Source organism: Mycobacterium sp. E3251 (assembly GCF_001666835.1).
GTDB lineage: Bacteria > Actinomycetota > Actinomycetes > Mycobacteriales > Mycobacteriaceae > Mycobacterium.
Genome location: NZ_LZJF01000078.1, coordinates 23806 through 44619 on the forward strand (window position 1 = coordinate 23806; position 20814 = coordinate 44619).

The 20814-nt window shown below is 66.3% G+C and carries 12 protein-coding genes and 1 tRNA gene; 8 read left to right on the forward strand and 5 right to left on the reverse strand.

Annotation, left to right across the window (positions count from 1 at the left end; translation table 11 throughout):
- Positions 1-5: 5 nt before the first annotated feature.
- From A5697_RS11275 to A5697_RS11300, 6 genes are read left to right on the forward strand one after another with little or no spacing between them, the layout of a single operon-like run.
- Positions 6-872 carry a DUF58 domain-containing protein gene (locus tag A5697_RS11275; RefSeq protein ID WP_068010406.1) on the forward strand — a complete coding sequence of 289 codons (867 nt, stop codon included), beginning with the start codon at positions 6-8 and terminating at the stop codon, positions 870-872.
- Complete coding sequence (locus A5697_RS11280; RefSeq protein WP_068010409.1) at positions 862-1335, forward strand: hypothetical protein; 474 nt, start codon at positions 862-864, stop codon at positions 1333-1335. Before A5697_RS11275 ends, A5697_RS11280 begins: the two co-directional genes overlap by 11 nt.
- The gene (locus A5697_RS11285) at positions 1326-2303 is read left to right on the forward strand and encodes a hypothetical protein (protein ID WP_068010411.1); all 978 of its coding nucleotides are present in this window, start codon (positions 1326-1328) and stop codon (positions 2301-2303) included. The genes A5697_RS11280 and A5697_RS11285 overlap by 10 nt, the downstream gene beginning before the upstream one ends.
- On the forward strand, positions 2300-3223 hold the full coding sequence (locus A5697_RS11290) for a hypothetical protein (protein ID WP_068010413.1): 924 nt from the start codon (positions 2300-2302) through the stop codon (positions 3221-3223). Before A5697_RS11285 ends, A5697_RS11290 begins: the two co-directional genes overlap by 4 nt.
- Positions 3220-3957, forward strand: a complete 738-nt coding sequence (locus A5697_RS11295; protein WP_068010414.1) for a hypothetical protein — start codon at positions 3220-3222, stop codon at positions 3955-3957. The genes A5697_RS11290 and A5697_RS11295 overlap by 4 nt, the downstream gene beginning before the upstream one ends.
- 26 nt (positions 3958-3983) lie before the next feature.
- The gene (locus A5697_RS11300; protein WP_068010416.1) at positions 3984-4370 is read left to right on the forward strand and encodes a YchJ family protein; all 387 of its coding nucleotides are present in this window, start codon (positions 3984-3986) and stop codon (positions 4368-4370) included.
- On the opposite strand, the gene A5697_RS11305 is transcribed toward A5697_RS11300, so the two are convergent.
- Positions 4362-4432 (reverse strand) — tRNA-Cys (locus tag A5697_RS11305). The genes A5697_RS11300 and A5697_RS11305 overlap by 9 nt on opposite strands.
- Positions 4433-4546: 114 nt before the next feature.
- On the opposite strand from A5697_RS11305, the gene A5697_RS11310 reads away from it, so the two are divergent.
- Positions 4547-5461, forward strand: a complete 915-nt coding sequence (locus tag A5697_RS11310) for a YgcG family protein (RefSeq protein WP_068010418.1) — start codon at positions 4547-4549, stop codon at positions 5459-5461.
- An 11-nt stretch (positions 5462-5472) separates the two neighbouring features.
- On the opposite strand, the gene A5697_RS28365 is transcribed toward A5697_RS11310, so the two are convergent.
- The 4 genes from A5697_RS28365 to A5697_RS11325 all read right to left on the reverse strand — a co-directional run bounded on the left by A5697_RS28365 (position 5473) and on the right by A5697_RS11325 (position 18521).
- Positions 5473-5769 (reverse strand): hypothetical protein, encoded by a 297-nt coding sequence (locus A5697_RS28365; protein ID WP_082953340.1) that lies wholly within the window; start codon positions 5767-5769, stop codon positions 5473-5475.
- A gap of 55 nt (positions 5770-5824) precedes the next feature.
- Complete coding sequence (locus A5697_RS11315) at positions 5825-6217, reverse strand: heme-binding protein (RefSeq protein ID WP_067950608.1); 393 nt, start codon at positions 6215-6217, stop codon at positions 5825-5827.
- A 162-nt stretch (positions 6218-6379) separates the two neighbouring features.
- The gene (locus tag A5697_RS11320) at positions 6380-7084 is read right to left on the reverse strand and encodes a Type 1 glutamine amidotransferase-like domain-containing protein (protein WP_231972043.1); all 705 of its coding nucleotides are present in this window, start codon (positions 7082-7084) and stop codon (positions 6380-6382) included.
- Positions 7077-18521: a BTAD domain-containing putative transcriptional regulator gene (locus A5697_RS11325; protein ID WP_231972044.1), complete on the reverse strand. Its 11445-nt coding sequence runs from the start codon at positions 18519-18521 to the stop codon at positions 7077-7079. The genes A5697_RS11320 and A5697_RS11325 overlap by 8 nt, the downstream gene beginning before the upstream one ends.
- 228 nt (positions 18522-18749) lie before the next feature.
- On the opposite strand from A5697_RS11325, the gene A5697_RS11330 reads away from it, so the two are divergent.
- A partial coding sequence (locus tag A5697_RS11330; protein WP_068010424.1) for a SpoIIE family protein phosphatase occupies positions 18750-20814 on the forward strand: 2065 nt, incomplete at its 3' end.

Here is a 20814-nt window from a genome sequence, read left to right on the forward strand (position 1 = left end):
TCGTCTTGGGTAAACACCTCAACCGAGCCAAGGCGCACTTCGGCACCGACACCCGCGGCATGCTCGAAGGCGGTCGCTATGCGTTATTGCATACGCGCAGCATGGAATTCGACGACCTGCGCCCGTACGTGCCCGGCGACGACGTCCGGGACATCGACTGGAAGGCCTCTGCGCGATCGGGCAGCGTGCTCATCAAGCGGTTCGTCTCCGAGAAGCACCACAAGATTCTGCTCGTCGCCGATGCGGGTCGCAACATGTCGGCGCTCGCCCCGAGTGGGGAGGTCAAACGCGACGTAGCCGCGCACATCATGGGCGCGGTGGGGTTGATCGGTCTCCGGCGCTCGGATCAGATCGGCATGGTCTACGGCGACCGCCGCGGCAGTGTGAACATTCCGCAGCGGCGGGGCGAGCCGCACATCGAGGGACTACTGCACCGCTGGTACCAGCACACTACGACCAACCCCGGCCGCAGCGACGTCACAACCCAACTTGACTACGTGGCAACGCATTACCGGCACACCATGCTGATCATCGTGGTATCCGATGAGCCCGAGGTCGACGACAGACTCGGCGCCGTGCTCGCCAGACTGGGCGGGCGCCACGACATCATGTGGGCGATGGTGTCGGAGATGCCGGCGGTGGGTCCCGACAACACCGACGGATACGACGTCGCCACAGGTCGTTTCGTCCTTAATGGAGCCGACCTCGGCCCGCGGGTCGTCACCGCATATCGTCGCGCCGAGCAGTCCCGCCGCAACCGCCTCGACGCGTTCCTCACCGGTCACGCGATTCCCCACGCGACCATCGCGGGCAGCGATCACATCCGGCGCGAACTCGTTCGTCTGACCGAGGTGGCCGCCCGTGCCGGATGATCTGCTGCGCCATGTATTCGGTCCGCAGCCCTACTCGTCGTGGTGGCTGTGGCTCGGCCTGCTGTTGGCGCTTGCCATAATCACCTGGTATGCGGCGCTTTTCGTGTGGACGCTCCCATCGCACCAACTGCGGCGCATCCCCGTTCTGCGGCGAGCGCACGCCTGGCTGATCCGCAACCGCTTCGCCCGCCGCGTGCAGGACATCGCCGACGAGCACGATGCCGGAAGGATTTCGGCACCCGCGGCGTGCTCGGCGATCAGCCGAACAGTGCGCAGCTTTCTCCATCAAGCGACAGGTGCCCGGGCGCAGTACCTACACGTCGGGGCGCTGGCCGATGCGAACCTGGCGGCTGTCGCGCCGCTGCTGACCCGGCTCGGTGACGGGCAGTTCAACGCCGAGGCGCGCGTCGACGTCGCCGACGTGAGCGCCCGTGCGCGGGAGTTGATCCGCTCGTGGACCTGAAGTGGTGGCCGGTAGGGGCCATTGGACTGGCCTGCTTCGCCGCGGTGGTGGCGTTGGCGATATGGCTGCCCATGACGGCCGCCCGTCGGCGACTTCGCCCGCTGGCCAACGTCGCACGGCTGACCCGATTGCCCGAGTACGCGAAGGTGGCCCGGCTGCGATCACTGTCAACGATTGTCACTTTGGTGGTGCTGACGGCCATGTTCGGCGCCGCCTCGTGGGCGGCGGCCCGCCCGGCCGTGCCCAGCAACGATTTCGACGCCGCTCACCCCGAGGACATCATGCTGTGTGTCGGGCAGTCGGTGACCGATCCGGCGACGGCTGAACTGCTCGACTACTTCACGCGCCAAGCCGGCACGTCTCCGCCGCGCCAGCGCATCGGCTTGACCTCGGTCAACCGCCGTCTGGTGCCGCTGACGCGCGATCATCAGTACGCCGCGGCGCGATTCGGCGAGTACACCGGCGCACATGCGGCGCAGCCCGCGTCGTTCGCCCCCGCGGTGCCCTATACGGACTATGCGACGAGCGTGAACGACGTTCTGGCGCTCTGTATGTCGGGATTCCCTCCCGTCGAGGAGGGCGGCACGCATCGGCGGTCAGTGATCTATCTCGGCCCCTCGGATCTCCGTGCCGCCGGGGACTCGCGTGCCGGACTGTTCACCGACGCCGGTGTGCGGGACGTGGTCCAGCGCGCGGGAACACAACTCAATGTCATCGACACGGCCCCCTCGTCCGCCAGCTCATCGCTGGTCGCCCTCGTCGAGCGGACCGGCGGTCGGTACCTCGCACCTGGACGCGGATCGGTGATCAAGGCAGTCAACGAAATTCGTGCACATGCCCCACCCGCACGCCTGGCCGACGGCACCGTCGTGGCCGCGGACGTCCGGGATGAGCCGGCGGTACCGCTGGTAATCGCGTTGTTGTCGGCGGCCGTGCTGTCGGTGGCCCTATTGGTGTTACGCCGATGACGTTCGATCCCTTGCTGCCCTGGGCGATCTTCGCGGTCGTCGCCGGCGCGCTACTCCTGGCGCGACTGGTGGCGCTGCGCCAGGTGCTCCTGTCGGCGGGGCGCCGGCGTGGCCGCGCGGCGCTGCGGTGGACCGGCGTGACGTTCGCGGTGCTGCTGCTTATCGCCGCCACCACCCGCCCCGGGCTTCGCAGCGACGCTAATCGCCGCGAAGCAACGCGAGCGCCCGGCGCTAACCTCAACGTGTTCCTCGTCGTCGATCGGTCGGCCGACTCGGGCGTCCACGACTACGGCGCCGGTGAACCACGGATCGCAGGGATGCGCGACGACATCGGCGCGGTGATCAAGGAGTATCCGGAGGCACGGTACGCGCTCGTCGGCTTCGCGTCGCGCGCCTCGCTGGACTGGCCGCTGTCCGAGGACGTCTGGAGCCTGCGCCCGACCGTCGCCGCACTCGGCTCCGAAAACGCGCGTCCCGACCTGAACGGTGCCTCGGCGGACAACGTGCTGCGGTACCAGTTGATCCAGGCGGCGCAGCAGTATCCGGGATCGCGAAATGTGGTGCTCTACTTCGGCTCCGGTGCGCCCGGATCGCGTGTACCCCAGGGCGACTTCAGCCTCGCGCAGAGCGCGGTGACCGGCGGAGCGGTGCTGGGCTACGGCCGTACCGACGCGATCAATGAGGTCGAATTGCGAAGAATCGCAGCACAACTCGACGTGCCATACGTACATCGGGACCCGGGGCAGTCGTTTCGGCCGGACTTGCCCCGCGCGCCGGATTTCCGGGTGGAGGTCGGTGGACGGACCGAGCTGTACTGGCTGCCTGCGCTGCTCGCCGCGGGGCTGCTGCTCGCCGAGATCTACCTATCGGTTCGCGAATTCCGGCGTGGCCGTATCGCCCGGCGGGATCTGACATCGTGACCTCGAAACCGGCACGGCTGCGGCTGCGACGGCGGCTGCTGATCTACTCGGCCCCGGCCGCCGCCATAGCGCTGCTGATTGCCGTCAAGCTGTTCTCCGTTGTGGTGGCCGGCAATTCGGCGACCCACGCCTTCGCGAACGGCGACGGGAACACCGTGCGAGCCGATGCGGCGATCCTCGGAGTGGTCAACGTGGTGGAACCTGCGAAGGCGCCGTTCGCTGCGGGCACCGCCGCCGTGCTTGACGGCCGGCTCGACGATGCCGACACTAACTTCTCCGAAGCGCTTGCTCGCACGGACACCCACGGCTCCTGCCCGGTGCGTGTCAACCTCGAACTGGTGCGCGAGACCGAGGGCGACCGTTCCGCGACGGCGGGGGATCGGGCGCGCGCCGAGGAACGTTATGCGAGCGCGCTGTCGGTCATAGACCAGGCACCGCAAGGCTGCTTTGTCGGCAATAGCGATCCGGATCCCCAACGGCGGACCATCCGGGACGACGCCGCGAACCGGTTGGCGGCCAAACGAACTGCGCTCAATGCTCCGCCGCCGGCAACCCCCCCACCGCCACCGCTCCCACCGCCAGCGGCACCACCCCCACCGCCGCCGCTGCCCACCGTCGCACCCGACGGCCGGGAGATCCCACCACGGCGGCTTGATCCCGCGGGAGGCGATCCGCTCGACAAGTTGCAGCAGATCCTGCAGGACGCCGCCGGTGCGGCGCCGATGGGGGAGTAACCGTAAAGCTCTGTCAGGCTCTTGACATGAACGAACCGTGTCCGTGCGGCAGTGCCAAACGCTATCTCGCCTGTTGCGGGCCATTCCATCACGGCGAGTCGCAGGCCCGGTCGGCCGAGGAATTGATGCGGTCGCGGTATTCGGCATTCGCCTACGGAGACGCCGCCTACCTCTACCGCACATGGCACCCGCGCACGCGTCCGGCCGACGTGACGATTGACCCGGGCACCACCTGGATTGGCCTGAACGTGATCGACACCGTCGCGGGTGGCCCGGACGACGATCACGGGGAGGTGGAATTCACGGCCCGGTTCGAGTCCGCGGGCCGCGCGGGCAGCCTGCACGAACGCAGTCGCTTCGAGCGCCGCGCCGGCCGATGGTTCTACCTCGACGCCGTGGCGCAGAGCGAGTGACGGGACTCGAACCCGTGTATACGGCTTTGCAGGCCGCTGCCTAGCCGCTCAGCCACACCCGCACGAAACGCCACCATGCCAGCGCGAGCCCCTACGGCCCAGTGTTTTCCTCGGCCCGATCATTTCTGCGAGCTGCAGGTGTCCGCCTTTCCGCGAATGACGGCTAAATTACCCGCATGCGGGTAGTTCGCCTGGTCGGTGTGATCCTGACGATGCTCATGGCGGGGCTGCTGTCTGCAAGTCCCGCCGGCGCGCAACCGCCGTCCAAGCTCACGGATCACATCACTGACAGCAACGGGGTATTGACGGATTCCGGCCGGGCAGCGGTCAGCTCGGCAATCGACCGGCTTTACCGCGATCGGCACATCCAACTGTGGGTGGTTTACGTCGACAACTTCTCCAGGTTCAAGCCCGACAACTGGGCCGACCGGACCCGCAGCGAGACTCGGATGGGCGACCATGACGCGCTGCTGGCCGTAGCAACGAACACCAAGCTGTACGCGTTCACGGTGCCGCCGCAGGTGCAGGGGCTCACACCGGCCGAGTTGATCGGTCTGCGATCCAAACAAATTGAGCCGGCGCTGGCCGCTAAAGACTGGAGCGGTGCGGCGGTCGCCGCGGCCGACGGGTTGAACAAGTCGGCAAGCTCGCCCAAGCCCGGGACGCCGATCTGGGTGCCGATTGCGATCGGCGTCATTGTCTTCGCGGTGATCGTCGTGGTGGCTTTCCTGCTCTACCGCGCGCGCCACCGCCGTCGGGTCGAGCCGACCGATGGCTACATCGACGGGCGTGGCCCTTCGTTGGGGCAGGCGATTTCCACCGCGGACGGCAGGGTGCGCCAGATCTCCGATTACGTCGCCAGGCATCGCGAGAGCGTCGGCGCCGAGGCTCAATCCAGGTTCGAAGACGCGAAGCGGCATTTGGCGGCGGCGCACGGCAAGCAGGCAACAAACGACTTGGAAGCCATCGCCCACGCCAACCGGGCATCGACGCTGGCAGCTCAGGCCCAATCGTTGGCTAACGCTGACGTGCTAGCAGCGCACCGCACGGGGCGAGGTCGGGGTAGCGGAACTGCGCGGCGATCGGTGTAGCGACTGCCGCTTCAGAAGCATCCGCTTACGTGAATTCGCCGGCCGGCTCCGACACAGACGTTCACCGGTGGCGGCGGGGGCGGAAAGTCCTGCGGCAGTGGCGCATACGCGCCCGGCGGCGGGACGTTGGCGTTGATCGTATCGGCGACGTTGGTGCACCCGCTCACTGAGACGCGGTTGCCGACGCTTGCGCAGACGTCCGCGTTAGCCACACCGGAAGGCTGTACGACGGCATACAGCTCAGGAATTGCCGTGAGCGCCAATACCGCTATGCCCCCCGCGGTCCATGACCGCACCCACGAGTTCATCCGGATCTCCTTAACTCTGACCGGTGGCAAGTTCGGGTGTTCCTGTCCCGATCGCTCAAGGGGTTGCGCCGCCCTGTCCGAGCAGCGGCGTCCACTGGCAACGCTGCCTGACGTCAACCATCGGCTGGCGGATGTTCTCCAGATCGGCCTGCTCCTCCGGATTGGCGCCGAAATACTGCTGCACGTCGTCGCGGATCTGATCTTTGGGCCGATCCTGAAGGTCGGTGTAGAACCCGTTCAGGTCCGGATGGGTGAACAGGTAGCTCGAGAGCGCCGCCGCGACACCCGCTGCGACGCCGGCTACGTCCGCTGCCGTGCAGTTGGGGGGCCGGGGCGGGGGGTCAGCGGCAGCGGTTGCCGCGGTGGCACATAGAAGCGTGCCGGTGACCGCGCCAGTACCGACGGCCCCGACTAGTAGCCGACGCGGGATCAGATGCGCGAAGAACATAGCTGGCTCCTTTATGCGGCTATTACCGGCGGTTGGCATGGTATTCACTCTGGACACCGGCGGGGGTTCGTTACTCGGGCCGAAAGTCACTATTGCAACGGCCAACCGTCACAACGCGATGGTGATGCTGATCGTCCCGAACTTCGTTGCGGTGCGAGAAAATCAGCTGTCGTCTTCGGCGCCCAACACCGAGTGGTTGACGCGACCGCCCTCGAAGTGAAATTCATGCGCGGGATGACGCAGAGGCTCGATAGTGCCGTCCACGTGCAGGATGACTCCGCCACCGGACGGGATCCCGAGCCCGCTGACCGCCCCCTCGAGTACATGAATCATGCGCGACAACCGCCCCCAGCCGCCCCGCTCGTCATGCGCGTCGATCACCATCGGGACGAGGTTGAACACAGCGAGTAGTTCGAGCGAGGCGGAATCGGGCGTCTCGACGATCCCATAGCGTCCGAGCTGGACCGCTCCCGCCGAAACACCCACCAGGACCGCCCCTTGGGCGTGCCTGCGCAAGATCACGTCCTTCATGCCGGTGTGCTCGAACGTGTCCCAGCCGAGCCGTACATCGCCGCCGGCGAGGACGATCAACCAGGCACGCTCGAGGAAAGCGCGATCGGCGGGGCCGAACGACGAATCGATCATCCGACGGTCGGTGACCCCGAGCGCGTCCATTGCCGCCTCGAAGATCCCGTAGTACTCGGGACGATCCCCGTTGGAGGCACCGATGTAGGCCGCGCTAAGCGGTGTGTCGCGCGCCAACCCATCGAGGGCTTCCTCGAGGAGCAGGCGGTCTCGGCGCTTCCAGAACAGCAGCTGGCTGTCCGCAAACAGATAAAGCGGTTGTTGTGCCACCGTCTCAGTCACCGGTGCTTCCGACGAGCTCATCGAACCTTGCGAGCGCGGCGTCGAGATCCGTTTCGTCGAAGATTTCGCAGCGGCTGATCATTGGACCATCGACGGTCTGGACTTCGATCCCGCGCCACTCGGCGTCGAAGCCGTCCCGCGAAACGCCGTGCGCCACATGGGAGCAAACCACTCCGAGTTCGGTCAACCGATGCACGGCCTCGACGCGGAAGATGACGTGCTTGGTCAGTTGCCACAGGGAAAGGAGGGATGCGTTCAGACCTCCTTCCTCGATGATGCCCGGTCGTCGGTGATCGATGTTCACCCAATCCGGCGTGGTCGGGAAGAGCTCGCGCCGGTTCATCGCGGCATATGAACTCGCGACAACCGACCAGGCGTGCGCGTGGGCGGCAGCCTCACCGGCGACATAGCGAGCGTCGAGCTCATCAAAAGCGGCATCGGTGTCGTCGACGTCGAAGAAGATATGGGCCGCAATCCGCTTGTCGGTGTCGATCTCGACGACTCCCAGCAGCTCGATGGCGAATTCCCCGCGCTCTGAATCGGGGTTGAAGGAGCGGACGAGAATCAGCGCGAGGCGCTCGCCGCGGGTCGCGATGACCGTCAGCGTTACCTGCGCAAGACCCTCGGCCAGGGCTTGCATGTTCGCCATCACGGCCTCGCGACCGTCCCAGAATCCGACATTCACCACCCGACGGCGATCGTCGACGACGCTGTCCTCGGCCAGGATTTCGGCGATCGCCGCCCAATCATGAGCCGCCGAGCGCGCAAAAAGTTGGTCTTCGGCTCGGCTTGCTGCGTTCTGCAGCCGCCGTGTCGGGCGGCCCAGCTCCTCGAACCTGGCAAGCGCGGCGTCCAGGTCGTCCTCTTCGAAGACTTCGTATCGGCTGAGCCGGTCACCTTCGAAGGTGCAAATAGTGATCGTCTGCCACTCGGCGTCGAATCCCTCTTGTGAAGTCCCTTTCACCACTTGGGTGACGACGGCTCCAAGTTCGGTTAGCCGGTGCACAGTCTCTACGTAGACGTGCACCTGCGGGAGAAGGTCCCACACGGCACGAACGGAGGTGGCCAGATCGGCGCCCTCGATTGTCACGCTTCGTCGATGGTCGATGTAAACCACGTCCGGCATCATCGCGAGAGGCTCGCGCCGATTGAACTGAGCGTGGCCTTGCACAACCAGCGACCATGCGCGCGCGTGGGTGGCCGCTTCGCCGGCGATGTACCGGGTTTCGAGTTCGGCAACGGCGGGTTCGAAGTCGTCGGTGTCGAAGATGGAGTGAACAATCATCCGATTGTCGCTGTCGATCTCCACGACGCCGATCATGTCCGCGCTGATCTCCCCGGGCTCACATCCCTGGGCGGAGGACCAAATACGAGTGAGGGCAAGGCGTTGCCCGCGAATCGCGAGGACCGTCGAGACAAGACGTTCGAATCCGACCTCGGCGACCGCCCGCAGGTTGGCGATATTCGTAGCGCGCCCGCGTAGTACACCGGAGTTGACGACCCGCCGGTTGTCATGCGACACAACGTTCTCGGCGAGTACCTCGGCCATCGCTGTCCAGTCTCGCCTCGTGAGGCAGGTCCAAAACCGTTCACTCACTTGGCTTGCCGCATTGACGGGGCGGTGTGGCCGCGCTTGCAATTCCTCAAAGCGGGCAAGGGCGCCATCAATGTCCGCTTCGTCGAAGATCTCGGAGCGATTGATCAGATCACCGTCGACCGTCGAGATGCCGATCTCTCGCCATTCGGCCTGGAAGCCGTCGCTCGACGTCCCTTCGACAACCCGGGTGACGACCGCGCCGAGCTCCGTCAACCGATGCACGGTTTCGATGTAGGCGCTGAGCCCTGGAGCGAGCAGGTCCCACGACGCTCTGAGATATGCGTCCAGATTGCCCGGTGCGAACGCTATTCCTCTTCGGTGGTCGACGTTGGCCCAGTCCGGCGTCGTCGGCGGTAGCTCGTGACGATTAACCGCGGCATAGGCCTGCGTGATGATCGACCACGTGCGGGCATATTCGGCCGCTTCTCCGGCGAGGTACCGGGCTTCTAGTCCTTCAAAGGCGGCATCAAAGTCGGTGGCGTCGAATAAGACGTGGGCCGCAATTCGCCCGTCTGTGTCGATCTCGGTGATCCCCAGCATCTCGATGACGAATTCGCCGCGTTGCAAGTGGGGTTCGAAGGAGCGGATAAGGATGAGGGCGAGGCGGTCACCGCGGGTCGCAATTGCCGTCAGCGTTACCTGGGCAAGGCCCTCGGCTAAGGCTTGCATGTTCGCCATCACGGCATCGCGACCGTCCCAGATCCCGACGTTCACCGCCCGACGGCGATCGTCGACGAGGCTGTTGCCGGCCAGGATTTCGCCGACCGCCGCCCAATCGCTGGCCGCCGAGTGCGCGAAGAATCGGTCTTCCGCGCGGGTCGCTGCATTCTCCAGCCGCCGTGTCTGACGGGTGAGCTCCTCGAATCTGGCAAGCGCGGTGTCCAAGTCACTCTCGTCGAAGATCTCGCAGCGATTGACTCGGTCGCCTTCGACGGTCAGAAGCTGGATCTGTCGCCACTCGGCATCGAAGCCGTCAGACGAGGTCCCATGTTGGGTATGGGTAATGACCGCCCCGTGCTTGCTGAGGTGATGGACCGCCGCGATGCGGATCTTGAGGTTTGGGGTTAGATCCCAGATGGCGCGGATGGACTGGATCATGGTGTTGGGCGCGAAGGGTGTGCCTCGCCGGTGGTCGATGGCGGCCCAGTCTGTCGCGGGGAGCTCGTTGCTGTTGAAGGCGGCATAAGTTTCTGCAATGACCGACCAGGTGTGCGCGTAGGGGGCCGCTTCGCCGGCCAGGTAGCGGGCGTCGAGTTCGCCGAATGCGGCGTCGACGTCCTCCGAGTCGAAAATGACGGCTGCAATTACCTGTTCGCCGTCGTGCACAACGACTTGAAGAACGTCGAGTTGGATTGCGGGGTGATCACGGCCCGACGCTTGAACGTGGGTGAGAACGAGGCGGTCGCCTCGGGTCGCGATGACTTCCGAGTCCATGGTCGCCAATAACCCAACATCAGCGGACACCCGTAGATCTTCGACCGCGGCATCGCGACCTTGTCGAACCCCCGCATTCACCACTCGGCGGCGATCGTCGTTCGAATAATCCTCGGCAAACAGCTGGGCCATGGCGTCCCAGTCGCGGGCAGCAAAGTACGCCAGGAAGCGTTGGTTCACTGGGTTTTCCAGCCTCGGCCGGTGTGGGTTGAGCTCCGTGAATCGGGCGAGCGCGGCTTCCAGGTCTGCCTCGTCGAATACCTCGCAAACATTGAGCATGCTGCCATCAACCGTCAAAATGACGACTTCGCGCCACTCGGCTTCAAACCCTTCTGGGGAGGTCGCAGCCGCAGCGTGGGCGATGACTGCGCCGTATTGACTGAGACGATGCACTGCTGCGATGCGGATCGTCAGATTAGGCGTCTGATCCAACGCGTTGCGGAGGAATGCGATAAGTTCACCAGGTGCCATCGCTGCTCCTCGGCGATGGTCGATGTCTACGAAGTCGGTTGTCGTCGAGGGAAGTTCGCCCCTGTTGATCGCGGCGTAACTCTCTACGATGGCAGACCAGGCGTTTGAATGGGAAGCCGCTTCGCTTGCGAGGTATCGTGTTTCGAGCTCTTGGAAGGCCGCGTCGAGGTCGTCCAGATCGAATACAGCGGCCCCCGTTATCAAGCCGTCGGCGTCGATCTCGACGACGTGCAGCATCTCGGTCTGGAAAGCGGCAGGTGACGCTTCACGCGTCGAGTAGCGAGCACGCGTGAGGACGAGGCGCTCGCCCCGAGTCGCAATGACGACTGAAGCGCCGGTCGTGAAACCGACGCCGGCACCGGCCCGAAAATCATCTATCGCGGCATCGCGACCTCGTCGGATGCCGGCGTTCACCGTGCGTCGGCGATCATCGGTCTCGTAGCCGTCAACCATCATGTCCGCCATGGCCGCCCAATCACGGGCGACGAAGCACGCCACAAAACGCTGTACCGCTCGGCTTGCCGCGTTCGCCAAACTTCGTGCCGGACGGCTGAGTCGCTCGAATCTCGCTAGGGCGGCATCAATGTCCGCTTCGTCGAAGACCTCGGAGCGGCTGACAAGTTCACCGTCGACCATGACGAGACTGATCCCTCGCCACTCAGCGTCGAAGCCCTCGTGCGACGTGCCATGCGCGACGTGGGTGTAGACGGCTCCCAGGTCGCTCAGCCGATGCACCACCTCTGGGTAGGTTCGAATTCTCTGGTCGAGATCCCATCCGGCGCGGACGTATTCAATCAGCTCGCCGGGAGTGTGAGCCGTACCCCGACGGTGGTCGACGCTGGCGAAATCCGGTGTAGTCGCGGGTAGTTCGTGCCGGTTCAGTGCGGCATAGCCATCCATGATGACTGACCACGCCCGCGAGTGGGTAGCCGCTTCGCCTTTGAGGTAACGGGAGTCGAGTTCTTCGAACGCGGCGCCGACGTCGTCGGTATCGAAGAAGACTACTGAGGTAATCAACCCGTCGGGATTGAGTTCGAGCACGCCGACGACGTCGGTGAGAAATGCGTCGAGCCCGTGATCGCGATCGGCGAAGCGCAGGCGCATGAGGGTAAGGCGCGCGCCACGAGTCGCCACCACGGTTGCCACCACGGTCGCGGGCCAGAGACCGGCGACTGTCCTCATGTCGGCGATCTGAGCGTCTCGACCATGTTGGGGACCCGCGCCTATTACACGACGGCGATCGTCGTATACGAGTTTGTCGTCCAGCATCGTCGCCATGGCGTCCCAGTCGCCGGCGGCGAAGAACGCCAGGTACCGCTGTCCGGCTCGGGTTGCGGCGTTTTCCACCAGGTGCGCCGACTGGCTGAGCTGATCAAACCGTGCCTGCGCGGCGTCGAGCTCTGCCTCGTCGAATACCTCAGTTCGGTTGATCAGGTCGCCCTCGACCGTGATGACGCTGATCACTCGCCATTCAGCGTGGAAACCGTCGGGCGAGATTTCACGTGCGACGTGCGTGATCACCACACCGCGATCGTTCAGACGGTGCACCGATTCGATGTAGCAACGTAGATCAGACGAAGAACTCCATGCGGCGCCCATCAAGGCAGCCACCTCACCTGGCGCGATTGACGTCCCTCGCCGGTGGTCGATGTTTACCCAATCCGGTGTTGTCGTGGGCATTTCGCGCCTATTGATCGAGGCAAAGCTTTGCGCGATGACTGACCACGTGCGTGCATGAGCGGCTGCCTCGCCGGCGATGTATCGTGCCTCGAGCTCATCGATGGCGGCGTCGAAGTCGTTGATATCAAAGATGATCCGTGCCAGAGCTTTTGCGTCGGCATTGACTTCGAAGATGTCGAAGACGTCGGTATGGAACGCCTCTGGGCGTTTGTCCCGGCCCCAGGTTTGGGTGCGGCATAGCGTGAGGCGGTCGCCACGGGTGGCGATGATATCCGAGGTCAAGCTCTCGACGCCGATTTCGAACGTTGCCGCCATCTCTTCGAGTACGGCGTTACGGCCCTTTCGCACGCCGGAATTCACTGTACGACGGCGATCGTCGGTGCACACATCGTCGGCCGCCATCGCAGATATCGCATCCCAGTCACGGGTCGCGAAACACGCTTGCACGCGCTTGTGGATTTCGCTTGCGGTGTTCTCGAGCCGCGCTGCCGGCTGGCTGAGCTGATCCAACCTCGTCAGTGCGGCGGCCACGTCCGAGTCGTCGAAAAGCTCGCTGCGGCTGATCCGGTCACCGTCGAACATCACAACGTCGGTCACCCGCCACTCGGCGTCGAATCCGTCTGGCGATGTCCCGATGGCCACGTGGGTAAGCACGGCGCCGATATTGCCTAGCCGGTGCACGGCTTCAATGTAGATGCGAGACTGCGGCGAGAGCTCCCATGTAGCGAGGAGATATGCGCCTAGGTCACCCGCGCCGATTGGTGCGAGTCGTCGGTGGTCGATGCTCGCCCATTCGGGGGTTGTCTTCGGAATTCTCCGCTGGTTCAGCGCCGCGAATGCCTCCATAACGAGCGACCAGGTATGGGCGTAATTGGCTGCCTCACCGGCAAGGTATCGACGATCGAGCTCTCCGAATGCGGCGTCTATGTCGTCGAGATCGAAGACCACGATCGCGGTGATCCGCTCGTCGGCGTCAACTTCGACGATATTCAAGGCAACGCCTTGAATCGTCTCGGGATCGCGGCCGGAGGCGCGTACGCGTACGAGAGCGAGGTGCGCACCGCGGATCGCGACGACATCCAACATCGATATCGTAAAGCCTATGTCTGCGGACACTTTCAGATTTTCGATCACTGCATCTCGACCGCGTCTGCTTCCCTCATTCACCACCCGTCGGTGGTCAGCGCCGGAGAAGCTATCGGCGATGCTGTCGCCCAGCGCATCCCAGTCGCGGGCCGCAAAGTGCGACCAGAAGTGGTCGAATGCCATTGTTGCTGCATTTTCCAGACGCGATGCCGGGCGGCTGAGCTGATCGAATTTCGTGATCGCGGTCTGCAAGTCCGCCTCGTCGAATACCTCGCAGCGGGTGAACGCAGTACCGCGAGCCTTAAAAAGCATGACCTCCCGCCACTCGGCGTCGAAGCCCTCGCGTGAGGTGCCACGCCCCATGTGGGTGATGACCACCCCTTGGTCGCTCAGCCGATGAACTGCCTCGATGTGGAAATGGATCTCTTGGTCAAGTTCCCACCCGGCGACGAGGTATTCGATCATCCCACCGGTTGCGAAAGCTGCCCCCCGCCGATGGTCTTCGCTCACGAAGTCCGGCGTGGTGGTAGGAATTTCGCGCCGGTTGATGGTGGAATATGCCTCCAAGACGGCAGCCCACATGCGCGCGTGTGCCGCCGCTTCACCGGCGAGGTATCTCGTGTCGAGTTCGGCAAGGGCAGCGTCGATGTCGTCGAGGTCGAACGTGACGACGTTCGCGATTCGGTCGTCGGCGTCGATCTCGACGACGTTGAGGGCGTCGTTCTGAATCGCCTCGGGGTCTTGGCCGGCCGCGCGAACACGTGCCAGGACGAGACGCTCACCGCGGATCGCCACGGCGCTGACCATCGAGATCGTGAAGCCGACGTCGGCCGCCGCCCGCAAGTCTCTGACCACGTCATCTCGACTGAGCTGCGTCTCAGCGCTCACGACCCGCCGGTGATCGGTGCCGACATAGTCGTCGGCGACGGTGTCCGCCAAGGCGTCCCAGTTGCGGGTCGCGAAATGTGACCAGACATGCTCGAACACCCGCGCCGCCGTGTTTTCCAACCGTCGCCCGGGTGGTTGCTCCGCCTCGAATCGGGAGTCGAGTTCGGTGAGCGCGGCGTCGAGGTCATCGATGTCGAACCACAGGTGCAGCCGGATTCGTCCGTCATCGTCGAGGCCGAACAATTGCAGCGAGTCGTCGCGCGGCGCACCGGGACTGGTATCCGCCATGTGCACTTCCAATCGCGTGAGCGCCAGCCGCTCACCGCGTACGGCGACGGTTGCGTGACCGTGCCATACACCGCCGAGCGCGCGCGTGCTCTTGACGACGTCGTTGACCCATTGGGAAGGCGTGACCACTGTGCGGGGGAATCCGACGACCTTGCGCCGACTCTCGAGGGCGATCTCGGGCGCGAGTCGCCGCTCAGTTTCTTCCCAGGCATCCCGGTCGATCGCGGTGTCCAACTCACGCACCGAGCGGACGCATGCGTTGTCGAGTTCGACGGGCGGTGAAGCTTCTCGCGGCGCTTGAGGAGCCGCGACGACACGATCGCCGACCAGGCCGCGCGCCTTTTCGGCAAGCGCCGCAGCGCCTTTCCGCTCGTACAATTCAACCGCCCGCTCGGCGGCGGCCCGCGCACCCGCAACGTCGCCGGCGGCACCCACAACCGTTGCCAGCGTCAGGCACGCATCGCCGTGATCCACCAGCGCGTCGGTGCGCTCAGCGAGACCGACGGCTTCCTCGGCGACCCGCCGCGCCGCGTCGTGATCACCGCGCCGCGACAGCAGCCGCGCCCGCAGCGTGCGCCAGGCGATCGAGGCCTTCAGCGCATGCCCGGCGAGACTCTCACTCTCGGTGCACAATTCGTCGGCCTCGGCGTCTCGGTCGAGTGCCAGGCACGCGCGACCCAGCAGCGCCGCGGTTTCGGCGGTATCGGCGTCCAGCCCCATGCGACGAAAGCCGTTGTAGGCCTTGCGCAAGTGCGGCTCGGCCGCCGCGGGCTCGTCGACCACCAGCTCCACGATCCCGGCGAACTGCTCGACCTCCATCAGGGAATGGCGCAGTCCGAGCTCGGTGGCCGTGCGCCGGGCCGAGTCGATCATCCGTCGCGCCGCCGCCCCCCGTCCACGGAAGGCCTCCAACACCGCTTGGCACCGCGTCGATGTCGCCTCGACCGCCGGTGATTCCGTGGTGATTCGGAGCAGCCGCACCACGTCCAGGCATCGCCCGCCCGCGCGCGGAACGGGATTCGGGCCCCACAGCGCCGCAAGCGGTGCGTTCGCCAGAACCGCATTCACCCGGCGGTGTTCACGGGCACGCCGCGCCGCTGAAAGAGCGTCGTCCAGAGCGATCTCGCCGTCGCCGATTCTTCCCAGCCGGGCGAGGCATCCGGCGCGCACGGTGTGCGCCATGGCTTCTCCGGCGGCGTCGCCTAATTGGGCCAACTCGTCGGCGGCCGAGCCGACCGCGGCCGCGACGTCGTCCAGTCGCTCCGGGTGGATCAGCATCGAGAGCTGGCCGTCGAAGCAGGTGGCCCACGCCGCCAGTTGCCTCGAATCGGCGCTCGCGCTTTGCAATTGGGCCACCGCACTTGCCGCCGAAGCCACGTCACCGGCGGCCAGCAGGGCCTCGCAACGCGCTATCAACAACTCGGCCGTCTGGGCGTCGCGGTCGGGCAACTCCTCGTCGATCTCCTCGAGTGCGTGCAGGGCGCGGTCGTAGAGGTCCGCCGCTCCTTCGTAGGCGAGCCGTGCCATCGCCTGGTCCGCGGCACGCCGGCAGTATTCGACCGCCTTCGCCGCGTTGCCCGCCCACGCACATTCGAAGTAGTGGTACGCCAGTTCGGCCAGCAGCTCGTCGTCGGCGCCCGGCTCGCTTTCCAACGTTGCGGCGATGCGCTGGTGCAGCCGCATCCGCCGCACCGACGGCAACTCGGCCAGCAGCGACTGCCGGACAATCGCGTGGTTGAACCGGTAGCGACCGCCGGGCTCTTCGATGACGATGCCGGCCTTGCACGCCTCGTCGAACGCGTCGACCAGGTCGTCGTCCAACACGCGTTCCACCAGATCCAAGGCGAACCGGCTGCCGACCACGGCGGCCGCGGCAAGCGCCTTGTTCGCCTCCGCCGGAAGCCGCGAAAGGCGGCGACTCACCGCCTCGCGCACCCCCTGGGGCAGGGTGCTCTGGTCCCAGCGTCCGCCGCTTTCATCCACGTGGCGCAGGGCCTCGATGAGGAAGAACGGATTGCCACCCGTGACCGACGCCAGTGCCCGGGCGAGCTCTTCGTCGTTGTAGCCCGCCTCGGCGACGTAAGCGGTCACGTCGTCCTCGTCGAGACCGCTCAGGCTGAGCCGGCTGGCCGTGCCGTCGCGGTGGAGGTCGGCCAGCATCGCCGCCAGGGGATGGGAGCGGTCAAGGTCGGTGCTGCGGTAGGTGCCGATGATCTGCATGCGGCCGTGTTCGCCGAAACGCAGGAGATGTCGTAACAGCAGCAGCGTGGGCTTGGCCGCCCAGTGCAGGTCGTCGAGGATCAGGACGACCGGCGCGCTCGCCGAGGCCATGGCCAACAGCGCGACGACGGCGTCGAAAAGTGCGTACCGTTCGGTGTCCGGGTCGGCGCGCGTGGGCGCCGCCAGGTCGGGCAGCAGATCGGCCAGCCCGGGCACCAGTGTGAGGAGCGCTTCCACGCCCCGCAGCCCACGAAGCCCACCCGCACCCAGGCACGGCACCAGCGCACGCAGCGCTTCCGCGAACGGCTGGTACGGCGCACCGAGGTCCTCGTCGCATCTGCCGTAAATAACCAGTGCGCCTTGGTCATACGCTTGTCGCGACCATTCGCCGGCCAGACGCGTCTTACCGACACCTGGTTCGCCCGCGATCAGCAGTGCATTGGTGCCACCGGCGAGCGCGGCCTGCCACGCCGACGACAGCCGCTCGAGCTCGTGCCCGCGCCCCACGAACGGCCCGGTGCCCGCGAGAACGGGAGGCAGGCTCGGGCGTTCCAGGGGCACCTCGGTCGAATCCGGGGGATGGTCGAGCAGGGTGGTCTGCAATCGGAGTTCGAAAACGTGTTCCGGGCGCGCCAGATTGCGCAGCTGGCGCGTCCCCAGATCGGCGAGCGCGACGTCATCGGGCAGTGAGTCGATGACGAGCTCCGCCGTCGCACCCGAGCAGAGGATCTGGCCACCGCTAGCCAGCGACCGGAGGCGGGCGGCGCGGTTGACGGCGCGGCCGAAGTAGTCGCCATCGCGAAATTCGACCTCCCCGGTGTGCAAAGCCACGCGAATACGCATGGGCTCGCGCAACGCCCAGGGCTCGTGAACGATCGCATCTTGAAGCTCGATGGCCGCCGCGGCGGCCGCTGACGGTCGCTCGAACACCGAGAATGTGGCGTCGCCCTCGCCGCGGGTCTTGATCAGCCGGCCCCCACGGGACGTCACGACCTGCTCGACGAGTTCGTCGTGCCGTGCCAGCGCCACCGCCATGGCCCCGGCGTCTGCCTCCCATGCGGCCGTCGACCCCTCGATGTCGGTCAGCAGGAACGTCACCGCCCGAGTCACTGACGGGAGTTGTTGTGCAGCAGGCGTTTCCAGCGCGGAGTCCTGCGCGACGATCGCGGCCTCCAGCCGGCGAAGGTCTGGTCCCGGGTCGACCCCCAATTCGTCGGCGAGCAGCGCGCGCGCACGCTGGTACGCGCCGAGTGCCTCGCCCTGCCTGCCGGCGCGGTACAGCGCGAGCATCAGCTGGCCCCAACGCCGTTCGCGCAGTGGCGCATCGGCCACCGCGGCCTCGAGTTCGCCGATGATCTCCGCGGCCCGGCCGGTCGCGAGCAGCGCGTCGGCCCGATCCTCCACCAGTGCGGCGTGGCCCTCGATCCACCGCGTTTTCTCGGAGGTGCCGCGTCGGCTATCGGGCAGCTCGGGGATTCCGCGCCACAGGGCGAGCGCCTCCTCGAAGCGGGCCACCGCCTGGCTGGTGTCGCCGGCCGCCGCGGCGTCGCGTCCCAGTCGGGCGGCCGATTTGTACCGCGCGGCGTCAACCTGGGTCTCGGCCAGCGTCCAACCCGTGCCCGTCGTCAGGACGAAACCGTCGCCCAGGGTGCGGCGTAATGAGGAGATGTGGGTTTGTAGGGCCTTGGCTGCGGTGCGCGGCGGATCCTCGCCCCAGAGAAGCTCGACGAGCGTGTCGGCCGCCACGACCGAACCGCCGTGCAGCCCAAGCATTGAAAGGATCGCGCGGGGTTTGGCGCCCGGGATAGCGACGGGCGCCCCGCCTAACCGGACCTGGAGAGGTCCCAAAACCCCCAGTTCCACCGATGGAAGCGTACTCACATCAGCCATCGTCAGTGGGGAGATTCAATGCACGGTCAAGATCGAGTAAAGCCCTCGCGTCCAGGCCCCAAGTCACCGCCACTGGAATGCTCACGAGCGTGAGCAGTTAGGTTTGTATCCATGGTCAACGAAGGGGGTGGATCGGCGTTCACCTGGCAGGGCCGGCGTGAGCTGGTGAGCCAGATTCATGAGCAGCTCGACGAGCTGGTCGAAGCCCGCGACCAGATGGAACAACTGGTGCGGGTCATCAGCGAAATCGGCTCTGACCTGGACCTGGACGTGACGTTGAACCGGATCGTCAAGGGGGCGATGGAGCTGACGGGCTGCCGTTACGCCGCCCTGGGTATCCGTGCTGCCGACGGCGCCCTGGCCACCTACGTCCGCGCGGGCATCGATGACGGCACGGCGCGGCGGCTCGGCGATCTGCCGGTGGGTGAGGGTCTGCGCCTCGAAGATGTAAGTGCGCATCCGCAGGCCGCCAAGCTGCAAGCCCACGATCCGCCATTGCGGGCGCTACTCGGACTGCCGATCACCGTGCGGGGCGCGGACTTTGGGAGCCTTTACCTCGCCGACGACCGCGCGGGCCGAGTGTTCTCCGATTCCCAGGCGGCCGCCGTGCGGGCGTTGGCGACGGCCGCGGCGGCAGCCATCGACAACGCGCGCCTGTTCGAGCGAGAACGCGAAACGGCCAGATGGACGAAGGCCAGCCGCGAGATCACCACCGCGCTCCTGTCCGGCGACCCCCAGACGGGGCCGTTGCAACTCATCGTGAACCGGGCGCTGGAGTTGGCCGGTGCCGAACAGGCGATCTTGCTGGTTCCGAAGGAGTCCGACCTGCCCGCCGACGACGTCGACACCCTGGTGGTGGCCGCGACGGCGGGCCGGTACTCCTCGGAGGTGATCGGTCGCCAGGTGCCGATGGACGGCTCCACTACGGGCGGTGTCGCGCGGCGCGGCCTACCGTTGATCACCGAATCCTTCCAATATCCGATCGAGGGATTCACCGACGTCGGTGAACGCTCGGCGATCGTCATGCCACTGATCGCGGACGGGGCGGTGCTCGGCGTCATCGCCGTGGCCCGCGACCCTCAGCAGTCGCCGTTCGGCAACGATTACCTCGAGCTCGTCAGCGACTTTGCCCGGCACGCGGCTATCGCCCTGGCGTTGGCGGCGGGTCGTGAACACGCGCTCAACCAGGAACTCGCCCAGGCTGACACCGTCGACGCCGCGGTGAACGCCGCCGCCGAGGAATTGCGCCGACTGTGGCGGGCCCGCCGCGTGCTGGCTGTCACCTTTCCGACGCTCGGTTCCACCGCGGGAACCGCTTTTGGCGCGCCGCAAGTCGTGTCGGTCGGCGAGCCAGCGCAGTGGGGCGACCTGCCATCCCACACCCAACAGATGCTCGGCGCGCTGCGCGACGGTGACTTGCTCACCGCGAGCACGGGGGAGGCCGGGACGGCCGGCATCGCGCTGCAGCACCCCGAGGGCGTGCTCGTCGTCTGGATCGATCTGGCCGAGCGGCGCGCGTTCACCCTCGAGGACCAGACCTTGCTCACGGTGCTGGCCGGCCGGCTCGGCCAGGGGCTGCAGCGGGTCCATCAGGTCGACCAGCAGCGGGAAACCGCCCTGGCGCTGCAACACGCGATCCTCGGCCCTGCCGATCTCCCGCACGGGTTCACGGTCCGCTATCAGGCCGCCAGCCGGCCCCTTCAGGTGGGCGGTGACTGGTACGACGTCGTCGACCTGGACGACGGGCGCATCGCTATGGTCGTCGGCGACTGTGTGGGGCATGGCCTCGCCGCCGCCACCGTCATGGGTCAGGTGCGCAGCGCCTGCCGCGCGTTGCTGTTCGAGAACCCCAGCCCCGGCGCCGCTCTCTCCGGGATGGATCGCTTCGCCGCGCGGCTGCCAGGCGCCCAGTGCACCACCGCCGTCTGCGCGGTGCTCAACCCCGAGACCGGCGAGCTGATTTATTCCAGCGCCGGCCACCCGCCGCCCGTCCTGGTCCACGCGGACGGCACCACCCAGATCCTCGATGACGGTCACACCATCGCGCTGGGGGTACGAGCCGACTGGTCCCGCCCCGAGGCCAGGGTGACCATTCCGGCCCGCGCGACCCTGCTCCTCTACACAGACGGGCTGGTCGAACGCCGGCGCACCGCATTGGGGCAGGGGATCTCCCGCG